Genomic DNA, 17390 nt, shown 5'->3' on the forward strand with positions numbered 1-17390 from the left:
GAGGTACACCCATCGCCTATGCCGAAGGGAAAGGCTGTTCACTTGCTCAACATCGATCAAGCCTTTTCGTTCAAGAAGCAGAGGAGACCCCAGCACCAGCCTGAGCATTGAATACCGGTACATTCTCCCGGCATGACTGTACGGCCCCCAGAATTTTCTAGCGTCAGTGACCAGTTTGCAGCTGTACAAATGCCGTTCAATCTCGGGGAGGATGAAATAGGCGGCGTAGAGCATGAAGAGAAAACCGATGAGCTGCACTACCGCAGCCGTAATGCCCGTCCACATCAATAGCGTTACCAAAGTTTGCCCAGCAGCGCCAAAGCAATCATCCCAACGACGAAACCTCCCAGCCCGATCGTGTCAGGTATGCAAATCCACCGCCTCAGGTGAGAGGGCACCTGCTTTACCTCGCCGACATCCACCAGCCCATTCTCAAATAGAAGCTCGGTGGATGTCAGCGCAAGGTTGACTGCCACCAATCTGTATCGTCTACCTACGAAGCCACTGCCGCTCCACAGCAAGCGTGCGTCTTCGACGATTTTGCAACTTTTGAGTTGGGCTTCAACTTTTTCCAATACGAAGTATTTGACGTAGACATCAATGCAAAAACTCACAACCACAATCACGCCTGATATCAAAGCGATCCATTCCAAAAAACGGTCACTCATCGCCAATCAACTCGTAGAGCATCGCTCCACCCGCCTCAGTTATAACCGCCGCAGACCTACGGAATGAGCCGTATAAGACGCTAGCCAGAAGTTACGAGCCAGCTCCGCCTATGAATACAGTGAGGGCTACCAAAGCCGTCCTGTAAGCGCCAGCGCCGTCAACATTGTGATAAGGCCGATGCCTCCGATCCTCGACGGAATGCTTATCCAACGTCGATGCTTTACAGAAAGGCTGCACACTTGTTCGAGATCAATCAGGCCATGCTTGTGCAAAAGCCGGGGAGACGTCAGTACCAAGCTGAGCATCGAGTAGCGATACATCCTTCCCGGATGGCTGTACGGGCCCCAAAATCTAATGGCATCTGTAACGATTTTGCAGTTGTACAACCGTCGTTCAATCTCAGGGAGGACACGGTACGCGGCATAGAGCGCAAGGCAATGTCCAATGAGTAAAAAACCGGCTGAGATAAGAGCAACCCACAATAAGAAAAGATCATTCACCTTCAATGACCTCATACAACATCGTACTTAACACCTCTCCAGCAACCGAACCGCCCTTGCCAGCCCCCCAGCCAGCCAGCGCACCTCCCGCGATCCCGCATACGACAACACTCGCGCCACGAGACGGTCCCGCCATCCTCAGACACAGTTGGGCTGCAGCGGGGCCCGCGACAGCTCCACCTTTCCACGCTACCGGAATCCCAAGCATCATCTTCCCCACCTCCACAAACTTCGCCTTCGTGCATTGCTGTTCGCGCCCCGTCGAGCAGGCCTCCTTGATTTCCAATCCTCCGGCGCCAAGGTCCAGCATCACGCCCACGACCGTTCCCGAACTCAGATGACGCGCGACGTTGCCCATGCGTTTGACGTTCTTCGCATAGTTGGCGATCTCGCCGGTGTGCAGGTATCGCTTACTGGAGATCCCCAGCATTTTCTTGATCGACGAGTTGTTCTTGAGCCCAGTTCCCCAGCGTCCAATCCCCCGTAACAGGCCGTCGAGCGTGCTGAACAGCGCTTGGCGCTGTGCGAGAAACTGATCTTTGGTGAACACTCCGAAGCGCCATTTCTGATACGCCGTACCGATGTCTTTCAGCGTGTCCTGCACCTGATTCAGGTGCGTTGCCCACGCCGAGGTCGCACTGCCGACGCCGATGGAGCCGTAGGTCATGATGCTTTGCAGCAAGTCGTAATTGTGAGTCTGCAGGTGTGCGCTGGCGTTGTTGCTGCCCAAGAGGGTCTGATGGACGTTTCGAGCATGGAACATGAGCATTTCCTCGTCCGGTGTGCACATCTCCGTTGAGTCGTCACCGACGATGATTAACTCTCCCGGCTTGCCCATGCCCCCCAAGCCGAGGTGAGCGTTGACCCGGTCGAATTTCTGGTGGGCGCGCCCACCCATCATGAGACCCTCTCGATACCAGGAGAGACTGCGTTTTCCGTCATTGATGAACGCGTAAGGCGTGGACATGCAGGGATCGTCCTGATCGTTTGATGAAGGCAAGGACGATAGGGGTGGGTTTTGGGGGTTGTCAGTAGATGACGCGGGGATTTGGGCGTGACTACGGAAGTTTCAGAAATGCCCTACCTGTCGTCTTCAAAAACCTTACGAAACAGACGTGAGCGCCAGAAATCTTCTGACAGCCAGTACGACCGCTGGCGCCTGAATCTGTGGGAGCGAATTCATTCGCGAAAAATATTCCAACCAACAGAGATGTATAGATTGCACCGTCGTCTCGCGAATGAATTCGCTCCCACAGAGGATTGCGCCCATCTTTGCGACAGGCCCATGGACGACGACGCTCTGCCAGCGCGCTATCATGCCCACCTTTATCCACAGGCCTTTCAAACCGGCCTGTCGCAAGCATTGGGTCTGAGGGCAATACATGTCGCCGTGGCTGACAGTCGTGGGAATCGGTGAGGACGGCTACAAGGGGCTGGGCAAAAATGCGCGGCATGCGCTGTTGCAGGCGCGTCAGGTGTTCGGCAGCTCGCGCCAGCTGGACCTGTTGCCGCCGTGCATCCAGGCTGAACGCCGTCAGTGGCCTAGCCCGTTTTCCTTGCAGCCCGTGCTGGATCAGCGCGGTGAGCCGATCTGTGTGATTGCCAGCGGCGACCCGATGCTGTTTGGCGTCGGCGTCAGCCTGACACGCCAGGTGCCCATCGAGCAGATGCGCGTGATCCCCTCCCCCTCCTCCTATTCGCTGGCTGCCGCCCGCTTGGGCTGGGCGTTGCAGGATGTGGTGACACTGTCGGTGGTCGCTCGCCCCTTGGCGGCATTGAACGCGCAACTGCATCACGGTTTGCGCCTGCTGGTGCTGAGCAATGACGGACACAGCCCCGCCGCGGTGGCGGCCTTGCTGCGCGAGCGGGGTTTCGGGCCCAGCCACATGACCGTCCTCGAACACTTGGGCGGCCCGGCGGAACGCCGTGTGGACGGCACCGCTCAGGACTGGTCGGACCCAGACATCGCGCCACTGAATCTGGTGGCGATTGACTGCCGCGCCGCGCCAGACACTTTGCGACTGTCGCCCCTCGGCGGACTCCCCGATGACGCGTTTCGTCACGACGGCCAGTTGACCAAACGCGACGTGCGCGCCATCACCCTCGCCCGTCTCGCGCCCGTGCCTGGCGAGCTGTTGTGGGACGTCGGTGCTGGGTGCGGCTCCATCGGCATTGAGTGGATGCGCGCCCATCCCACCTGCCGCGCCATCGCCATTGAGTCCAATGAAGATCGCCATCAACTGATCGAATTCAACCGCGACGCGCTTGGGGTTCCCGGTCTGCAATTGGTGCGCGGCCGCGCGCCCGACGCGCTTGAAGGGCTGGAACGCCCCGACGCGATTTTCATTGGCGGCGGCGTGACACGACCCGGCGTGCTGGACGGCTGCTGGGAGCAATTGCGTTCAGGTGGCCGTTTGATCGCCAACGCCGTCACGCTGCAAAGCGAAGCGATGCTGGTGAACTGGCGTGAACGGCATGGCGGCGAGCTGACGCGCATTCATATCGCCCACTCCAAGCCGCTCGGCAAATTCGACACGTGGCGTCAGGCGTTGCCGATCACCCTGCTCGAAGCGATCAAGCCCTGATGCGCGACGAAACCGCCGAGCAACCCGCTCCCCTGCGCAGCGGCCTGACCACGGGCAGCTGCGCCACGGCGACCTCCCTCGCGGCGGCGCGATTGCTCTTGGCAGGTGAGATGAACGACGCCATCGACATCACGCTGCCCAAGGGCAAGCAGGTGCAGATGCGGTTAGAGTTTTGCCGGGCCATCGAAGGTGGCGCGGAAGCGGGCACGATCAAGGATGCGGGCGATGATCCGGACGTCACCCACGGTGCGTTGTTGTACTCGCAGGTGCGGCTGATGTCCGAACCCGGTGTGCGATTCGTCGCAGGCCCCGGCGTCGGCACCGTGACCCGCCCAGGCCTGGTGCTGGGCGTCGGCGAGCCGGCCATTAACCCCGTCCCCCGGCGCATGATGACCGAGCATCTGACTCAGTTGGCGGCTGACCTGAGTTATGCCGGCGGCTTCGAAGTCACGGTCTGCGTGGAAAAAGGCAGCGAGCTGGCGCTCAAAACCATGAACCCGCGTCTGGGGATTCTGGGCGGGCTGTCGATTCTCGGCACCAGCGGCATCGTCCGGCCGTTTTCCTGCGCGGCCTACATCGCGTCGATTCATCAAGGCATCGACGTCGCCAAGACCAACGGCTACCAGCACATCGCCGCCTGCACCGGCAACGCCAGCGAAGACACCATGCGCCGGGTCTATGACCTGCCCGACATCGCACTGATCGAGATGGGCGATTTCGTCGGCGCTGTCCTCAAGCATCTGCGCAAGGTGCCTGTGGATAAACTCAGCCTGTGCGGCGGCTTTGGCAAGATCAGCAAGCTCGCCGCCGGACACATGGACCTGCACAGCCGACACTCCAGCATCAATCTGGACCAACTGGCGCAATGGGCCGCCGACGTCGGCGCTGACGCCCAATTGCAGCAGCAGATTCGCGAAGCCAACACCAGTCAACAGGCGCTGGCCATGGCGTCGGCAGTCGGTGTGGCGCTGGGAGATGCGGTGTGTCAGCACGCGCTGGATTTCGCCCGCAGCGTGGTGCCTTCGCAGGTGCAAGTCGAGGTGTTTGCCATTGACCGGCAAGGTGGCATCGTCGGCCATGCGGGGGCCTTCACATGACGCGCATCCTGCTGCTGGGCGGCGTGACGGAAGCATTGGCCATCGCCCGAACCCTGGGGCCACAACACATCTACAGCCTCGCGGGCGTAGGTCGTGTACCCAACGATCTGCGCTGCCAAGTGCGCGTCGGCGGCTACGGCGGCGCGGAAGGCCTGGCGCAATTCGTACGCGATGAAGGGATTGGTCTGATCCTCGATGCGACGCATCCCTACGCCGCGCAGATCAGTCAGAACGCCGCCACTGCCGCCATCCTGACAGGCATTCCCTGCTGGGGCCTGCGTCGCCCTGCCTGGCAAGCCGGTCCCGACGACAATTGGCGAGAGGTCTCGGACTGGGCAGAACTCATCACGGCACTCGCCCCCTTCAAACGCCCACTCTTCACACTGGGCCGCGAGCCGCTGCAACACCTGCACGAAATCCCCGACCACCAGTTCTGGACCCTCCGCGCCCTCGACGTCTACCCCGGCAACGCACGCTGCGAAGTCATCGGTGCGCGCGGGCCGTTTCACCTTGAGGACGAGCGTGAGTTGTTCGAGCGTCGCCGAATCGATGTGCTGATCAGCAAGAACAGCGGGAGCAGTGCGACAGAGCCCAAGCTGGAAGTGGCGCGGGAGCGTGGGGTGCCGGTGTTGGTGCTGAAACGGCCGAAGTTGGCAGCGGTGGATCGGGAGTTCTGGAACGCCGTGCAGGTTTTATCTGCGTTGCAAGACTTTTCCTGATCCATCCCAAATCGCTGCAAATTCATCAGCAACACGACGAACGCTCCGACTTCTTTCGTCTGCTTCGCCTGACTTCGAAAAAAAGCCTTACGGAATATCTTTTCCGCATGATTTTTTTCGAACGTTCTACCTCATTCTCGGCTTGGTTAAAGTCGCTAAAGGACAAAACTGGCCAACGACGCATTCTTGCGCGACTCGACGCCGCTCAAGAGGGGCATTTCGGGGATTGCCAACCGGTTGGCAGCGGAATTTATGAAATGCGAATACATTATGGACCTGGGTATCGGATCTACTTCATCCGCCGTGGCACCGTTTTGTACCTGCTGCTGATTGGTGGCGATAAATCCACACAGGCGCGTGATATCGATCAGGCCAAGGAAATGGTCAAGAACCTCGGCATGAGGACATGAAGATGAAAGTTAAAGAAGAATTCAAACCGTACGACGTGTTGGACTACCTTGATACGCCGGAAGACATGGCGGGCTATCTGGACGCTTGCCTGAAAGAAGATCAAGGAGACGGCGTCCTCGTTCTCAAAGCGCTCGGCAACATCGCCCGAGCGCACGGCATGACTCAAATCTCCCAAGACATGGGAATGGATATGGACAGCCTTTCCAAAGCGCTGAGCAATGAAGGTAATCCAGACCTTGAAACCATCATGAAGGTCATCAAAGCCTTGGGACTCAAGCTCCACGCCACAACCTGACCGCCCGCGACACATCGCCGCACCCACGCTTTTTACATCTCGCGCCCATTCAGGCTAAATGGCCGACATGAAAAAACAAGAACGTACCCTCATCAGCCTCAAGCGGCGCCGGGCCTTTGCCTGGGTTGCGTGCTTTGCGCTGCTGTTCGGCATGTTGGCGATGCCCATGACGCCGACGATGCCGCGTACGCAAGGCGAGCGGGTGGTATGGGGCAGCTTCTGTACCGGCAGCGGCACGCGTTTGGTGGCCACGCCCATTTCGTCTGCCGATCAAAGCAGCCCGGAGCGTAACGACCACGCCCTGATGGAGCATTGCCCGTGCTGCTCCGGCGTTCTGTCGATGGTGGCGATTCCGGCCGACAATCAGCCAGGTTTCATCGTGTTCGTCCAGCCTGTCCGCCTGCCGAATGCCATTTTGGTGTTCCACGCGCCACCTCGGGTGTTATGGCCCAACCTCAATCCCCGGGCCTCTCCGCGCGTCTGATCGTTCGTTCACGCTTTACTTCGCGTATCTGAATGACCTGAAGAGGCCTGCCCCATGTTGAAAAAAGTTCTGCTGCTGGCAGCTTTGCTGCTGTCTACCTGCGTGGTGGATGCTCACGAATATGAAAAAGGCCCACTGTCCATCGCTCACCCGTGGTCAATGGAGCTGCCACCGAACTCGCCCACCGTTGCCGCCTACTTTGTGATCAAAAATGGCGGTTCGGACGCCGATCGTCTGGTCAGCGTCGACAGCCCCATCGCGGGCACGGCTCAATTGCACCAGCATGTGCATCAGGACGGCCTGATGAAGATGCAACAGGTCGAGTCGGTGGACATTCCGGCAGGTGGCACGGTGACATTCGCCCCTATGGCCTACCACGTCATGCTGCTGGACCTGAAGGACCGCTCGAAGCTGACTTCTGGCCAGCGCTTCCCGTTGACCCTGCACTTCGAAAAGGCCGGAGACCTGGCGGTCGAGGTGATGGTGCAAAAGGACGCGCCTGACGATTCGGCGCCTGCCCATGCCCATTAATCGCCCCTGATCATCGAAGCTTAACGCCCTTGAGCCGCTTGTCCGCGATCCACAGTCGTCACGCTCACGCACCCCGCAAAATATCGGGTGCGTGGCTGAGCCTGTTCGCAATGCTGATGATTTTCATCGGCCCGCTGATCTCGCAGTCGATGCCGATGGAGCACCACGCGGGCATGCCGATGTCGGCGTCGATGGCTGCCGACATGGACATGTCCATCCAGATGGACATGGCGTCTGCCGATCACAGCGGACACCACGTAAAGACGGCTGACGGGGCAGGCGTGGATCATGTGATCTGGGCCAAGTGCGGCTATTGCACCCTGCTGTTCAGTTGCCCTGCACTGACCCAGACGTTGGCGGTCATTGCGCCTGTACCGCCGAAACCTGCCGACTTCTACAACGCGACCCCGCAACAGGGGCACGCTCAGCGGCATGTCTTCCCCAACGCACGCAGTCGCGCTCCGCCCTTCACTTCCGTCGCTTGAACATTCAGAACATTCGCACCCGCTGACGGCCATGCAGCCGTCAGCGGGCTGCACCGTGCTTATCCCTGACGGGAGCGTTTTACCGTGTCCAGACCCAACGTGTCTTTCTACAACCTGGCGTGGCGCTGGCATTTCTATGCCGGGCTGTTCGTGGCGCCGTTCATGATCCTGCTGTCGTTGACCGGGATGGTTTATCTGTTCAAACCGCAGCTCGATTCGCTGATGTACAGCGACCTGCTGACGGTCAAACCGGCCCATCACCTGCTGAGCGCCGACGAGCAGCAACAGCGTGTGCTCGCGGCCTACCCCAACGTGTTGATCAGCAAATACCTGCCGCCTGTGAACGCGGAGAGCAGCGCGCAGTTCGTGGTGAAACAAGACGGCCGCGACGTGAACCTGTTCATCGATCCCTACAACGGCCAGATCCTCGGCACCCAGGATGCGAAGAGCAACCTGCAAGCGATGGCCCGCGAGCTGCACGGCGAACTGATGATTGGCACGGTCGGCGATCGTCTTGTCGAGCTCGCAGCGGGTTGGGGCATCGTGCTGGTGGTGTCCGGCCTTTATCTGTGGTGGCCGCGAGGGCGTTCATCGGCAGGCGTGCTATGGCCGCGGATCAGCGCCAAAGGCCGAGTGCTGTGGCGCGACCTGCATGCGGTGACCGGCTTTTGGGGTTCGGTGGCGTTGTTGTTCATGCTCTTGAGCGGCATGACGTGGACGGGGATGTGGGGCAAGGTCTACGCCGATGTGTGGAACACGTTTCCTGCGGCGATGTGGAATGACGTGCCGAAGTCCGATAAACAGGCGGGCGATCTGAACTCCGCCGCCGTGCAGACCGTGCCGTGGGCGCTGGAAAACACACCCATGCCGGTGTCGTCCGACGATCACGCGGAGCACATGAATCACAGCGCCATGTCCAGCGCACCTGCCGCGCCCAAGATCACGTTGCAACGGGTCGTGGACATCGCCAAGGAGCGGAAGATCGAACCTGGCTACAGCATCACGTCACCCAAAACCGCCGACGGCGTGTTCACAGTGTCGGTGTTTGCAGACGATCCTCACAACGACGCCACACTGCATGTCGATCAGTACAGCGGCAAGGTGCTGGCGGACGTCCGCTACGCCGATTACAGCGTGGTGTCGCGAGCCACCGAGTTGGGCGTGATGCTGCACGAAGGCAAGATGTTCGGCTGGATCAATCAGCTGATCATCCTGTTCATCTGCCTGATGGTGCTGCTCAGTTCGGTGAGCGGGATTGTGATCTGGTGGAAACGTCGGCCGCAAAACGGCTGGGGTGTTCCGCCGCTGCGTCATGACTTGCCGCGCTGGAAAATGGCGACAGTGGTGATGATTGCGCTGGGGGTTGCCTTTCCGCTCGTCGGGATTTCCATAATGGCAATATGGTTACTCGATCGGATAGCCCTTTCGCGCTTTGCCAAATCGACGACAACAGCTTAGATTGCGTCCTGCGGGGCCTGGAACCTTTTTTGGGTGGTTTAGTGATGAATTCCTCCTCATTTCCGGTTTCAGGCCCCGTCTTTGTTTTTCTGTCCGACATGTGCAGCGTCGTTTGAGCGCGCCCCACCAAAAACCTGTCGACCCAGACAACATCCGCACCACATCAGCGCACCCACCGCACCACGGCTCCCGCGCCATCCCACATTGGTGCACCCCCTCTCTCGATCGCGACGCTTTCATTCGATTCTGCGACGTTTCCGGCGTTGGCCCAGCCTTTGCTAAAGCCTAAGCAGACACAACCTCTGCACCGCCAACAGCCTTTCCTAAAAAAATCAAAGAATGGAGCTAGCCAATGAAGCGTCGTAGTTTGCTTAAAGCGTTCACCTTGTCCGCATCGATCGCCGCTATGGGTTTGACGTGGACCGCCCAGGCCGCCGACACCATCAAGGTCGGCATTCTTCATTCTTTGTCCGGGACCATGGCCATCTCCGAAACGTCGCTCAAAGACATGGCGCTGATGACCATCGACGAAATCAACGCCAAAGGCGGCGTCAACGGCAAGAAGCTGGAAGCCGTGGTCGTTGACCCTGCGTCCAATTGGCCGCTGTTCGCTGAAAAGGCACGTCAGTTGATCACTCAGGACAAGGTGTCTGTGGTGTTCGGTTGCTGGACGTCGGTGTCGCGTAAATCGGTATTGCCGGTCTTCGAAGAGCTGAACGGCCTGCTGTTCTACCCGGTGCAATACGAAGGCGAAGAGATGTCGCCGAACGTGTTCTACACCGGCGCTGCACCTAACCAGCAGGCGATTCCTGCGGTCGAGTACCTGATGAGCGAAGACGGCGGCGCGGCCAAGCGCTTCTTCCTGCTGGGCACCGACTATGTTTACCCACGCACCACCAACAAGATTCTGCGTTCGTTCTTGCACTCCAAAGGCGTGAAGGACAGCGACATCGAAGAGGTCTACACCCCGTTCGGTCACAGCGATTACCAGACCATCGTGGCCAACATCAAGAAGTTCTCCGCTGGCGGCAAGACTGCGGTGATCTCCACAGTCAACGGCGACTCCAACGTGCCGTTCTACAAGGAACTGGGCAATCAGGGCCTGAAGGCCACCGACGTACCGGTCGTTGCATTCTCGGTGGGCGAAGAAGAACTGCGCGGCGTCGACACCAAACCGCTGGTGGGCAACCTGGCCGCCTGGAACTACTTCGAGTCGGTGAAGAACCCGGTCAACACCAAGTTCGTCGCGGACTGGAAAGCCTACGCCAAGGCCCACAACCTGCCGAACGCCGACAAGGCCGTGACCAACGACCCGATGGAAGCCACCTACGTGGGCATCCACATGTGGGCACAGGCGGTCGAGAAAGCCAAGTCCACCGATGTGGATAAAGTCCGCGAAGCCATGGCCGGCCAGACCTTCGCCGCGCCGTCGGGCTTCACCCTGACCATGGACAAGACCAACCACCACCTGCACAAGCCAGTGATGATCGGCGAGATCAAGGCCGACGGTCAGTTCAACGTGGTCTGGAAAACCAAGGAGCCGATCCGTGCTCAGCCTTGGAGTCCGTTCATTCCGGGCAACGACAAGAAGCCTGACTATGCGGTGAAGAGTAACTAAGCAAGCTCAGGGGATGGCCAGAAAAGACCGTTCCTGTAGGAGTGAGCTTGCTCGCGATGGCGGTGTGTCAGACGGCGCAAAGACCACAGGCAAACCGCTATCGCGAGCAAGCGAAGGCCTACAGTTGATCGCGATCTTCTGTGGGAGCGAATTCATTCGCGAAATGCCTCAACGCGGTTTCTCTGCTGTACGCCGACACCAAGGCCAAACGATATGCCCAGATCTCTTCTCTACCGCCTCATTATCGCCCTGAGCCTGTTGCTGCCTTTCGCAGCCCACGCCAGCGATGCCGGTGACTTTGTCGCGGCCGAATCCTCCGAACGCGCTGAATTGCTGGAAGCCTGGGCCGCCAAGCCCGACCCTGCGCGCGTCGAGTTGCTGGTTGCCCTGCAGGAAGGCCGGGTGGCCGCCGACAGCAGCAACCGCGCCTTCATCCAGAACGGCGACACCTACACGGCCGTCGACCCGAATGCTCCGGCCTCAGCCGATGCGCCCAATCCTGACGAGCCCCAGGCCATCAGCCTGAACAACCGTTTGCGCGGTCTGGTGGAAACCGCGCTGGCCAGTCACCAATTACTCGCCGCCGACGCCAAATTGCGTCTGGCCGCCGCGCTGACCCTGCAGAAAAGCGCCCGCCCTGCGCAACTGCAACTGCTGATGCAGCAAGTCGCCAGCGAAAAAGACGACACCGTTCATTCGGCCCTGAACCTCGCGCTGGCGAATCTGCAACTGGTCGACACCAGCCCGACCGTGCGCCTCGCCGCTGTGCGTTTGCTCGGTGAAACCGGCGACCCACTGGCCCGCACCCGTCTTCAGAACCTGCTCGAACCGAACGTTGAAACCGACCCCACCGTGCGCCTTGCAGCCGAAACCAGCCTGGCGCAAGTCAAACGCAAGCTGATGGTGGGTGAAGTGATCGGCCAAGTGTTCAGCGGTGTTTCCCTGGGGTCCATCCTGCTGCTCGCGGCACTGGGGCTGGCGATCACCTTTGGCCTGTTGGGCGTGATCAACATGGCCCACGGCGAGATGCTGATGCTCGGCGCCTACGCGACGTACGTTGTGCAGATCATGTTCCAGCGCTACGCACCCGGCGCCATCGAGTTGTATCCGCTGGTGGCGCTGCCGGTGGCGTTCTTCGTCACCGCCTGCATCGGCATGGCGCTGGAGCGCACCGTGATTCGTCACCTGTACGGTCGCCCGCTGGAAACCCTGCTCGCGACCTGGGGCATCAGCCTGATGCTGATTCAGCTGATCCGCGTGGTGTTCGGCGCTCAGAACGTCGAAGTCGCCAACCCCGAATGGCTGTCCGGTGGCATTCAAGTGCTGCCGAACCTGGTGCTGCCGTACAACCGAATCATCATCATTGGCTTCGCGCTGTTCGTGGTGGTGCTGACCTGGCTGCTGCTGAACAAGACCCGCCTGGGTCTGAACGTGCGCGCCGTGACCCAGAACCGCAACATGGCCGCCTGCTGCGGCGTGCCCACCGGGCGCATCGACATGATGGCCTTCGGGCTCGGCTCCGGCATTGCCGGGCTGGGCGGCGTGGCGCTGAGCCAGATCGGCAACGTCGGTCCTGACCTGGGCCAGAGCTACATCATCGACTCGTTCCTGGTGGTGGTGCTCGGCGGCGTCGGGCAATTGGCTGGCAGCGTCACGGCGGCCTTTGGCCTTGGCATCGCCAACAAGATTCTCGAACCGCAAATCGGCGCAGTGCTGGGCAAGATCCTGATCCTGGCGCTGATCATTCTGTTTATCCAGAAACGTCCGCAAGGGCTGTTCGCGCTCAAAGGACGGGTGATCGACTGATGAACCAGCCATTGATGGTTACCGCCGCGCAACGCGCTGGCACCAAAGTCACGCTCGGAGTGGGCGTGGTCATCCTCGCCCTGCTGATCGCCCTGCCGTTGCTCTCGCTGCTGCCCGAAAGCAACAGCCTGCAAGTGTCGGCCTACACCCTGACGCTGGTGGGCAAGATTCTGTGCTACGCCATCGTCGCTCTGGCGCTGGATCTGGTCTGGGGCTACGCGGGCCTGTTGTCGCTGGGTCATGGCCTGTTCTTCGCGCTGGGCGGTTACGCGATGGGCATGTACCTGATGCGCGAAGCCTCGGGCGACAGCCTGCCTGCGTTCATGACCTTCCTGTCGTGGACCGAACTGCCGTGGTATTGGGTCGGCACGCAACACTTCCTCTGGGCCATGTGCCTGGTGGTGTTGGCGCCAGGACTGCTGGCGCTGGTGTTCGGCTTTTTCGCCTTCCGTTCGCGGATCAAGGGCGTGTATTTCTCGATCATGACCCAGGCCCTGACCTTCGCCGGGATGCTGCTGTTTTTCCGCAACGAAACCGGTTTCGGCGGCAACAACGGCTTCACCAACTTCCGCAGCATTCTGGGTTTCAGCATCACCTCCCAAGGCACACGGGCGGTGCTGTTTTTGCTCACCGTGACCTTGCTGGTCGGCAGCCTGTTCGTCGGCTGGCGCCTGGCGCGCAGCAAGTTCGGCCGGGTGCTGACCGCTGTGCGGGACGCAGAAAACCGCCTGATGTTCTGTGGCTACGACCCGCGCGGTTTCAAGCTGTTCGTCTGGGTGCTGAGCGCTGTTTTGTGCGGCTTGGCGGGCGCGCTGTATGTGCCACAAGTGGGCATCATCAACCCCAGCGAAATGTCGCCGACCAACTCCATCGAGGCTGCTGTTTGGGTCGCCTTGGGCGGTCGTGGCACGCTGATTGGCCCGCTGTTGGGGGCCGGTCTGGTCAACGGCATGAAGAGCTGGTTCACCGTGGCCTTCCCGGAATACTGGCTGTTCTTCCTCGGCGCGCTTTTCATCGTGGTGACGCTGTACCTGCCCAAAGGCGTGATTGGCCTGATGAAAAAAAGGGGCGAACAATGAAAAGCACGCCGACTCCCGCATTCGATCCCGTGCTGGACCCGAACAGCGACGCAGGCACCAGCCGCGACGCCATCGGCTTGGGCCAGATCGCCGGTAAAGGGCTGAACACCCGACACGGCACCATTCTCACGCTGGAAAGCATCAGCGTCAGTTTTGACGGTTTCAAGGCGCTGAACGATCTGAATCTGTACATCGGCGTGGGCGAGCTGCGCTGCATCATCGGCCCTAACGGCGCAGGCAAAACCACGCTGATGGACGTGATCACCGGCAAGACCCGCCCCAGTCACGGCACCGCCTGGTTCGGCGAGACGCTCGACTTGACCAGGATGAGCGAAGTGCAGATTGCTCAGGCCGGGATCGGGCGCAAGTTTCAGAAGCCGACCGTGTTCGAAGCGCTGAGCGTATTCGAGAACCTGGAGCTGGCGCAGAAGACCGACAAATCGGTCTGGGCCAGCCTGCGGGCCAAGCTCAACGGCGAGCAACGCGATCGCATCAGCGACGTGCTGGAAACCATTCGCCTGACCTCATCGATGGCGCGGCCTGCGGGTTTGCTGTCCCACGGGCAGAAGCAGTTTCTGGAGATCGGCATGTTGCTGGTCCAGGACCCGCAGCTGCTGCTACTCGACGAGCCTGTGGCGGGGATGACCGACGCCGAAACCGAATTCACCGCCGAACTGTTCAAGAGCCTCGCGGGCAAGCATTCGCTGATGGTGGTCGAGCACGACATGGGCTTCGTCGGCACCATCGCCGACCACGTCACCGTGCTGCACCAAGGCAGTGTGCTGGCGGAGGGGTCGCTGGAAGAAGTGCAGGCGGATGAGCGGGTGATTGAGGTTTATCTCGGCAGATAACGCCGACCCTGTAGGAGTGAGCTTGCTCGCGATTGCGATTCTGAAGTCGGCATCTCATCGCCTGACACTCTGCTATCGCGAGCAAGCTCACTCCTACAGGTCCTGCCTAAATATTTGGGAAATGACGCCATGCTCCAGGTTGAAAAGCTTCATCAGTTCTACGGCGGCAGCCACATCCTGCGCGGCCTGTCTTTTGACGTGAAGATCGGCGAAGTCACGTGCCTGTTGGGCCGTAACGGCGTGGGCAAGACCACCCTGCTAAAAGTCCTGATGGGCCTGCTGCCCGCCAAAGAAGGCGTGGTGCAGTGGGAAGGCAAGCCGATCACCGGTTTCAAGCCGCACCAACGCGTGCATTCCGGCATCGCTTACGTGCCCCAGGGACGCGAGATTTTCGGGCGTCTGACGGTGGAAGAAAACCTGCTGATGGGCCTGTCCCGTTTTCCCGGCTCAGAGGCCAAGGAAGTGCCGGCGTTCATCTACGAACTGTTCCCCGTGCTGCTGCAGATGAAGCATCGCCGTGGCGGCGACCTGTCGGGTGGTCAGCAGCAACAACTGGCCATCGGCCGCGCCCTGGCAAGTCGCCCTCGCCTGCTGATTCTGGACGAGCCCACCGAAGGCATTCAGCCCTCGGTGATCAAGGAAATCGGTGCGGTGATCAAGAAACTCGCAGCCCGTGGCGACATGGCGATTCTGCTGGTCGAGCAGTTCTACGACTTCGCTGCCGAGCTGGCGGATCAGTACATCGTCATGTCCCGTGGCGAGATCGTTCAGCAAGGTCGCGGCGAAAACATGGAGGCCGAAGGCGTACGTGGTCTGGTCACCATATGATGCACCGATCGGCTAAGGTAGACGCCTTCAAAGAAAGACACCGAACACTATGAACCTGCCTGCCCACACCGCCCTGTTCACACCCAGCTGGCACGCCGAGCTGGAGCTGGGCTATGGGCGTTTCGACGACACTACGCGCCCGACCCAACGCCGCCACAAAGGTCCGTTGCGGGTGCAAAAGCACCTGTACCCCGAAGGCCCGGAAGTCTGTCAGCACATCATCGTTCACCCACCGGGCGGGATTGCCGGGGGCGACCGACTGGACATCAGCGCCAGCGTCGGTGCCGATGCCTGGGCGCAATTGACCAGCCCCGGCGCTGCCAAGTGGTATCGCGCGGCGGGTTCCGCTTATCAACAGCTAGAGTTGAAGGTTGCCGCAGGCGCTACGCTGGAATGGCTGCCGCAGGAGACGATCGTCTTCAGCGAGGCCAAGGCTGAATTGACCACGCGTATCGAGCTTGAAGGCGATGCGCGGCTGTTGTACTGGGACGTCGTGGCGCTCGGGCGGCCGGCCAGTGGCGAGCGTTTTGAACAAGGGCATTTTCAGGCGCACCTGGACATTCGTCGCGACGGCAAACTGCTGTGGCATGAGCGCCAGCGCATCACAGGGAATGACGGGTTGCTGGATTCGCCGGTGGGCCTGTGCGGCAAACCCGTGTTCGCGACGCTGATCGTGACCGGCGAGATTGACGCGGCGTTGATGAAGCGTTGCCGCGAACTGGCTGAACAGTCGCCGGTGCGCGGGGATGTGAGTCAGTTGCCAGGGCTGATCGTCGCGCGCTGCCTGGCCGATGAAGCGCTGCATGCGCGGGCGTGGTTGATTGAATTGTGGAAAGTGCTGCGGCCTGCGCTGTTGGGCAGAGAGGCTGTCGCGCCGAGAATCTGGAGTACCTGATTTTGCGGATTCACACATCTCTGTGGGAGTGAGCTTGCTCGCGATAGCGGTTTGTCAGAAAAGGATATGTGTCTGACACACCGCTATCGCGAGCAAGCTCACTCCTACAGGATTTGTGGCGGTCACAACTTATTTGGCTTTTTGAAACGGAAGAAACATGGACCTGACGCCACGCGAAAAAGACAAGATGCTGATCTTCACCGCAGGCCTGGTGGCCGAGCGGCGACTGGCCCGGGGCTTGAAGCTCAACTACCCGGAAGCCATGGCCTTCATCTCCGCCGCGCTGCTGGAAGGCGCGCGCGATGGCCAGACCGTTGCGGAACTCATGCACTACGGCACCACCCTGCTCACTCGTGAACAAGTGATGGAAGGCATCCCGGAAATGATCCCGGAGATCCAGGTCGAGGCCACGTTCCCTGACGGCACCAAGCTGGTGACCGTGCATCAACCGATTGCCTGAAACACCCCTTTTTGAACAAGTGAAAACGAACATGACGTATACGATTCGTGACGCGCTGCTGACTGACATGCCTGCCGTGCTGGACATCTACAACGACGCCGTCCTCAACACCACGGCGATCTGGAACGAACAGCCGGTGGACCTGGCCAATCGCGAAGCGTGGTTCGCCGCGCGCCAGACCCAGGCCTACCCGATCCTCGTGGTCGTCGATAACGCCGGTCAGGTGCTCGGCTACTCCTCGTTCGGCGACTGGCGGCCCTTTGAGGGCTTCCGCCACACCGTCGAACATTCGGTCTACGTGCGCGCCGACCAGCGCGGCAATGGCCTCGGTCCTTTGTTGATGAAAGCGCTGATCGAACGCGCGAAAACCTGCGACAAGCACATGATGGTCGCGGCCATCGAAAGCGGAAATGCCGCCTCGATTCACCTGCACGAACGGCAAGGCTTCATCACCACCGGCCAGATGCCGCAAGTCGGCACCAAATTCGGCCGCTGGCTGGACCTGACCTTCATGCAACTGGACCTGTCGCCGGGGGCTAAGGCCCCGCCGTCTCAGGCGCCAAGGCAATAATCCACAAGCCAACCCTATGCCCTGATTTCTCTCTTTGAAGGAAGCCAA

19 protein-coding genes are annotated in these 17390 nt (G+C 60.3%); 17 read left to right on the forward strand and 2 right to left on the reverse strand.

Annotated elements, in window-relative coordinates; all coding sequences use genetic code 11:
* Positions 1 to 293: 293 nt before the first annotated feature.
* Together GVN17_RS14420 and GVN17_RS14425 are read right to left on the reverse strand one after the other, a co-directional pair.
* The gene (locus GVN17_RS14420) at positions 294 to 668 is read right to left on the reverse strand and encodes a hypothetical protein (RefSeq protein ID WP_166595948.1); all 375 of its coding nucleotides are present in this window, start codon (positions 666 to 668) and stop codon (positions 294 to 296) included.
* Between the two features lie 493 nt (positions 669 to 1161).
* The gene (locus tag GVN17_RS14425; protein WP_166595949.1) at positions 1162 to 2136 is read right to left on the reverse strand and encodes a hypothetical protein; all 975 of its coding nucleotides are present in this window, start codon (positions 2134 to 2136) and stop codon (positions 1162 to 1164) included.
* A gap of 415 nt (positions 2137 to 2551) precedes the next feature.
* On the opposite strand from GVN17_RS14425, the gene cbiE reads away from it, so the two are divergent.
* From cbiE to GVN17_RS14510, 17 genes are all read left to right on the forward strand, one after another.
* On the forward strand, positions 2552 to 3754 hold the full coding sequence (gene cbiE / locus GVN17_RS14430; protein WP_166595950.1) for a precorrin-6y C5,15-methyltransferase (decarboxylating) subunit CbiE: 1203 nt from the start codon (positions 2552 to 2554) through the stop codon (positions 3752 to 3754).
* Positions 3754 to 4851, forward strand: a complete 1098-nt coding sequence (locus GVN17_RS14435) for a cobalt-precorrin-5B (C(1))-methyltransferase (RefSeq protein WP_166595951.1) — start codon at positions 3754 to 3756, stop codon at positions 4849 to 4851. The genes cbiE and GVN17_RS14435 overlap by 1 nt, the downstream gene beginning before the upstream one ends.
* The gene (locus GVN17_RS14440) at positions 4848 to 5570 is read left to right on the forward strand and encodes a cobalt-precorrin-6A reductase (protein ID WP_166595952.1); all 723 of its coding nucleotides are present in this window, start codon (positions 4848 to 4850) and stop codon (positions 5568 to 5570) included. The genes GVN17_RS14435 and GVN17_RS14440 overlap by 4 nt, the downstream gene beginning before the upstream one ends.
* Positions 5571 to 5677: 107 nt before the next feature.
* Positions 5678 to 5980, forward strand: a complete 303-nt coding sequence (locus GVN17_RS14445) for a type II toxin-antitoxin system RelE/ParE family toxin (RefSeq protein ID WP_166595953.1) — start codon at positions 5678 to 5680, stop codon at positions 5978 to 5980.
* Positions 5981 to 5982: 2 nt separating this feature from the next.
* Complete coding sequence (locus tag GVN17_RS14450) at positions 5983 to 6276, forward strand: addiction module antidote protein (RefSeq protein ID WP_166595954.1); 294 nt, start codon at positions 5983 to 5985, stop codon at positions 6274 to 6276.
* A gap of 67 nt (positions 6277 to 6343) precedes the next feature.
* Positions 6344 to 6760, forward strand: coding sequence for a DUF2946 domain-containing protein (locus tag GVN17_RS14455; RefSeq protein WP_166595955.1), 417 nt, complete (start codon positions 6344 to 6346; stop codon positions 6758 to 6760).
* 54 nt (positions 6761 to 6814) lie between these two features.
* A complete protein-coding gene (locus tag GVN17_RS14460; RefSeq protein ID WP_166595956.1) occupies positions 6815 to 7291 on the forward strand; it encodes a copper chaperone PCu(A)C in 477 nt (158 codons plus the stop codon).
* A gap of 80 nt (positions 7292 to 7371) precedes the next feature.
* Positions 7372 to 7776, forward strand: coding sequence for a DUF2946 domain-containing protein (locus GVN17_RS14465; RefSeq protein ID WP_371928553.1), 405 nt, complete (start codon positions 7372 to 7374; stop codon positions 7774 to 7776).
* An 84-nt stretch (positions 7777 to 7860) separates the two neighbouring features.
* Positions 7861 to 9234 carry a PepSY domain-containing protein gene (locus GVN17_RS14470; RefSeq protein WP_166595958.1) on the forward strand — a complete coding sequence of 458 codons (1374 nt, stop codon included), beginning with the start codon at positions 7861 to 7863 and terminating at the stop codon, positions 9232 to 9234.
* Positions 9235 to 9586: 352 nt separating this feature from the next.
* A complete protein-coding gene (gene urtA / locus GVN17_RS14475) occupies positions 9587 to 10852 on the forward strand; it encodes an urea ABC transporter substrate-binding protein (protein WP_166595959.1) in 1266 nt (421 codons plus the stop codon).
* A 213-nt stretch (positions 10853 to 11065) separates the two neighbouring features.
* Positions 11066 to 12658, forward strand: coding sequence for an urea ABC transporter permease subunit UrtB (urtB, locus tag GVN17_RS14480; RefSeq protein WP_166595960.1), 1593 nt, complete (start codon positions 11066 to 11068; stop codon positions 12656 to 12658).
* Positions 12658 to 13737, forward strand: a complete 1080-nt coding sequence (gene urtC, locus GVN17_RS14485; protein WP_166595961.1) for an urea ABC transporter permease subunit UrtC — start codon at positions 12658 to 12660, stop codon at positions 13735 to 13737. Before urtB ends, urtC begins: the two co-directional genes overlap by 1 nt.
* Positions 13734 to 14588, forward strand: coding sequence for an urea ABC transporter ATP-binding protein UrtD (gene urtD / locus GVN17_RS14490; protein ID WP_166595962.1), 855 nt, complete (start codon positions 13734 to 13736; stop codon positions 14586 to 14588). Before urtC ends, urtD begins: the two co-directional genes overlap by 4 nt.
* A gap of 129 nt (positions 14589 to 14717) precedes the next feature.
* Positions 14718 to 15416 carry an urea ABC transporter ATP-binding subunit UrtE gene (urtE, locus tag GVN17_RS14495; RefSeq protein WP_166595963.1) on the forward strand — a complete coding sequence of 233 codons (699 nt, stop codon included), beginning with the start codon at positions 14718 to 14720 and terminating at the stop codon, positions 15414 to 15416.
* 49 nt (positions 15417 to 15465) lie between these two features.
* Positions 15466 to 16311 (forward strand): urease accessory protein UreD, encoded by an 846-nt coding sequence (locus tag GVN17_RS14500; protein WP_166595964.1) that lies wholly within the window; start codon positions 15466 to 15468, stop codon positions 16309 to 16311.
* A gap of 157 nt (positions 16312 to 16468) precedes the next feature.
* Positions 16469 to 16771 carry an urease subunit gamma gene (locus tag GVN17_RS14505; protein WP_081563993.1) on the forward strand — a complete coding sequence of 101 codons (303 nt, stop codon included), beginning with the start codon at positions 16469 to 16471 and terminating at the stop codon, positions 16769 to 16771.
* Between the two features lie 31 nt (positions 16772 to 16802).
* Positions 16803 to 17342 (forward strand): GNAT family N-acetyltransferase, encoded by a 540-nt coding sequence (locus tag GVN17_RS14510; protein WP_166595965.1) that lies wholly within the window; start codon positions 16803 to 16805, stop codon positions 17340 to 17342.
* The last annotated feature ends 48 nt before the right edge of the window (positions 17343 to 17390 follow it).

Origin of the sequence: Pseudomonas sp. SLFW, from assembly GCF_009905615.1 — a bacterium.
Lineage (GTDB): Bacteria > Pseudomonadota > Gammaproteobacteria > Pseudomonadales > Pseudomonadaceae > Aquipseudomonas > Aquipseudomonas bambusae.

What these genes read in the sequence shown, in the direction of transcription:
- GVN17_RS14455 (WP_166595955.1), top strand. Translation starts at nt 6,344, where the DNA reads ATGAAAAAACAAGAACGTACCCTCATCAGCCTCAAGCGGCGCCGGGCC.
- GVN17_RS14425 (WP_166595949.1), bottom strand. Translation starts at nt 2,136, where the DNA reads ATGTCCACGCCTTACGCGTTCATCAATGACGGAAAACGCAGTCTCTCC.
- GVN17_RS14445 (WP_166595953.1), top strand. Translation starts at nt 5,678, where the DNA reads ATGATTTTTTTCGAACGTTCTACCTCATTCTCGGCTTGGTTAAAGTCG.
- urtC (WP_166595961.1), top strand. Translation starts at nt 12,658, where the DNA reads ATGAACCAGCCATTGATGGTTACCGCCGCGCAACGCGCTGGCACCAAA.
- urtD (WP_166595962.1), top strand. Translation starts at nt 13,734, where the DNA reads ATGAAAAGCACGCCGACTCCCGCATTCGATCCCGTGCTGGACCCGAAC.
- GVN17_RS14510 (WP_166595965.1), top strand. Translation starts at nt 16,803, where the DNA reads ATGACGTATACGATTCGTGACGCGCTGCTGACTGACATGCCTGCCGTG.
- urtE (WP_166595963.1), top strand. Translation starts at nt 14,718, where the DNA reads ATGCTCCAGGTTGAAAAGCTTCATCAGTTCTACGGCGGCAGCCACATC.
- GVN17_RS14420 (WP_166595948.1), bottom strand. Translation starts at nt 668, where the DNA reads ATGAGTGACCGTTTTTTGGAATGGATCGCTTTGATATCAGGCGTGATT.
- GVN17_RS14500 (WP_166595964.1), top strand. Translation starts at nt 15,466, where the DNA reads ATGAACCTGCCTGCCCACACCGCCCTGTTCACACCCAGCTGGCACGCC.
- GVN17_RS14505 (WP_081563993.1), top strand. Translation starts at nt 16,469, where the DNA reads ATGGACCTGACGCCACGCGAAAAAGACAAGATGCTGATCTTCACCGCA.
- cbiE (WP_166595950.1), top strand. Translation starts at nt 2,552, where the DNA reads ATGTCGCCGTGGCTGACAGTCGTGGGAATCGGTGAGGACGGCTACAAG.
- GVN17_RS14460 (WP_166595956.1), top strand. Translation starts at nt 6,815, where the DNA reads ATGTTGAAAAAAGTTCTGCTGCTGGCAGCTTTGCTGCTGTCTACCTGC.
- GVN17_RS14440 (WP_166595952.1), top strand. Translation starts at nt 4,848, where the DNA reads ATGACGCGCATCCTGCTGCTGGGCGGCGTGACGGAAGCATTGGCCATC.
- urtB (WP_166595960.1), top strand. Translation starts at nt 11,066, where the DNA reads ATGCCCAGATCTCTTCTCTACCGCCTCATTATCGCCCTGAGCCTGTTG.
- GVN17_RS14435 (WP_166595951.1), top strand. Translation starts at nt 3,754, where the DNA reads ATGCGCGACGAAACCGCCGAGCAACCCGCTCCCCTGCGCAGCGGCCTG.
- GVN17_RS14450 (WP_166595954.1), top strand. Translation starts at nt 5,983, where the DNA reads ATGAAAGTTAAAGAAGAATTCAAACCGTACGACGTGTTGGACTACCTT.
- urtA (WP_166595959.1), top strand. Translation starts at nt 9,587, where the DNA reads ATGAAGCGTCGTAGTTTGCTTAAAGCGTTCACCTTGTCCGCATCGATC.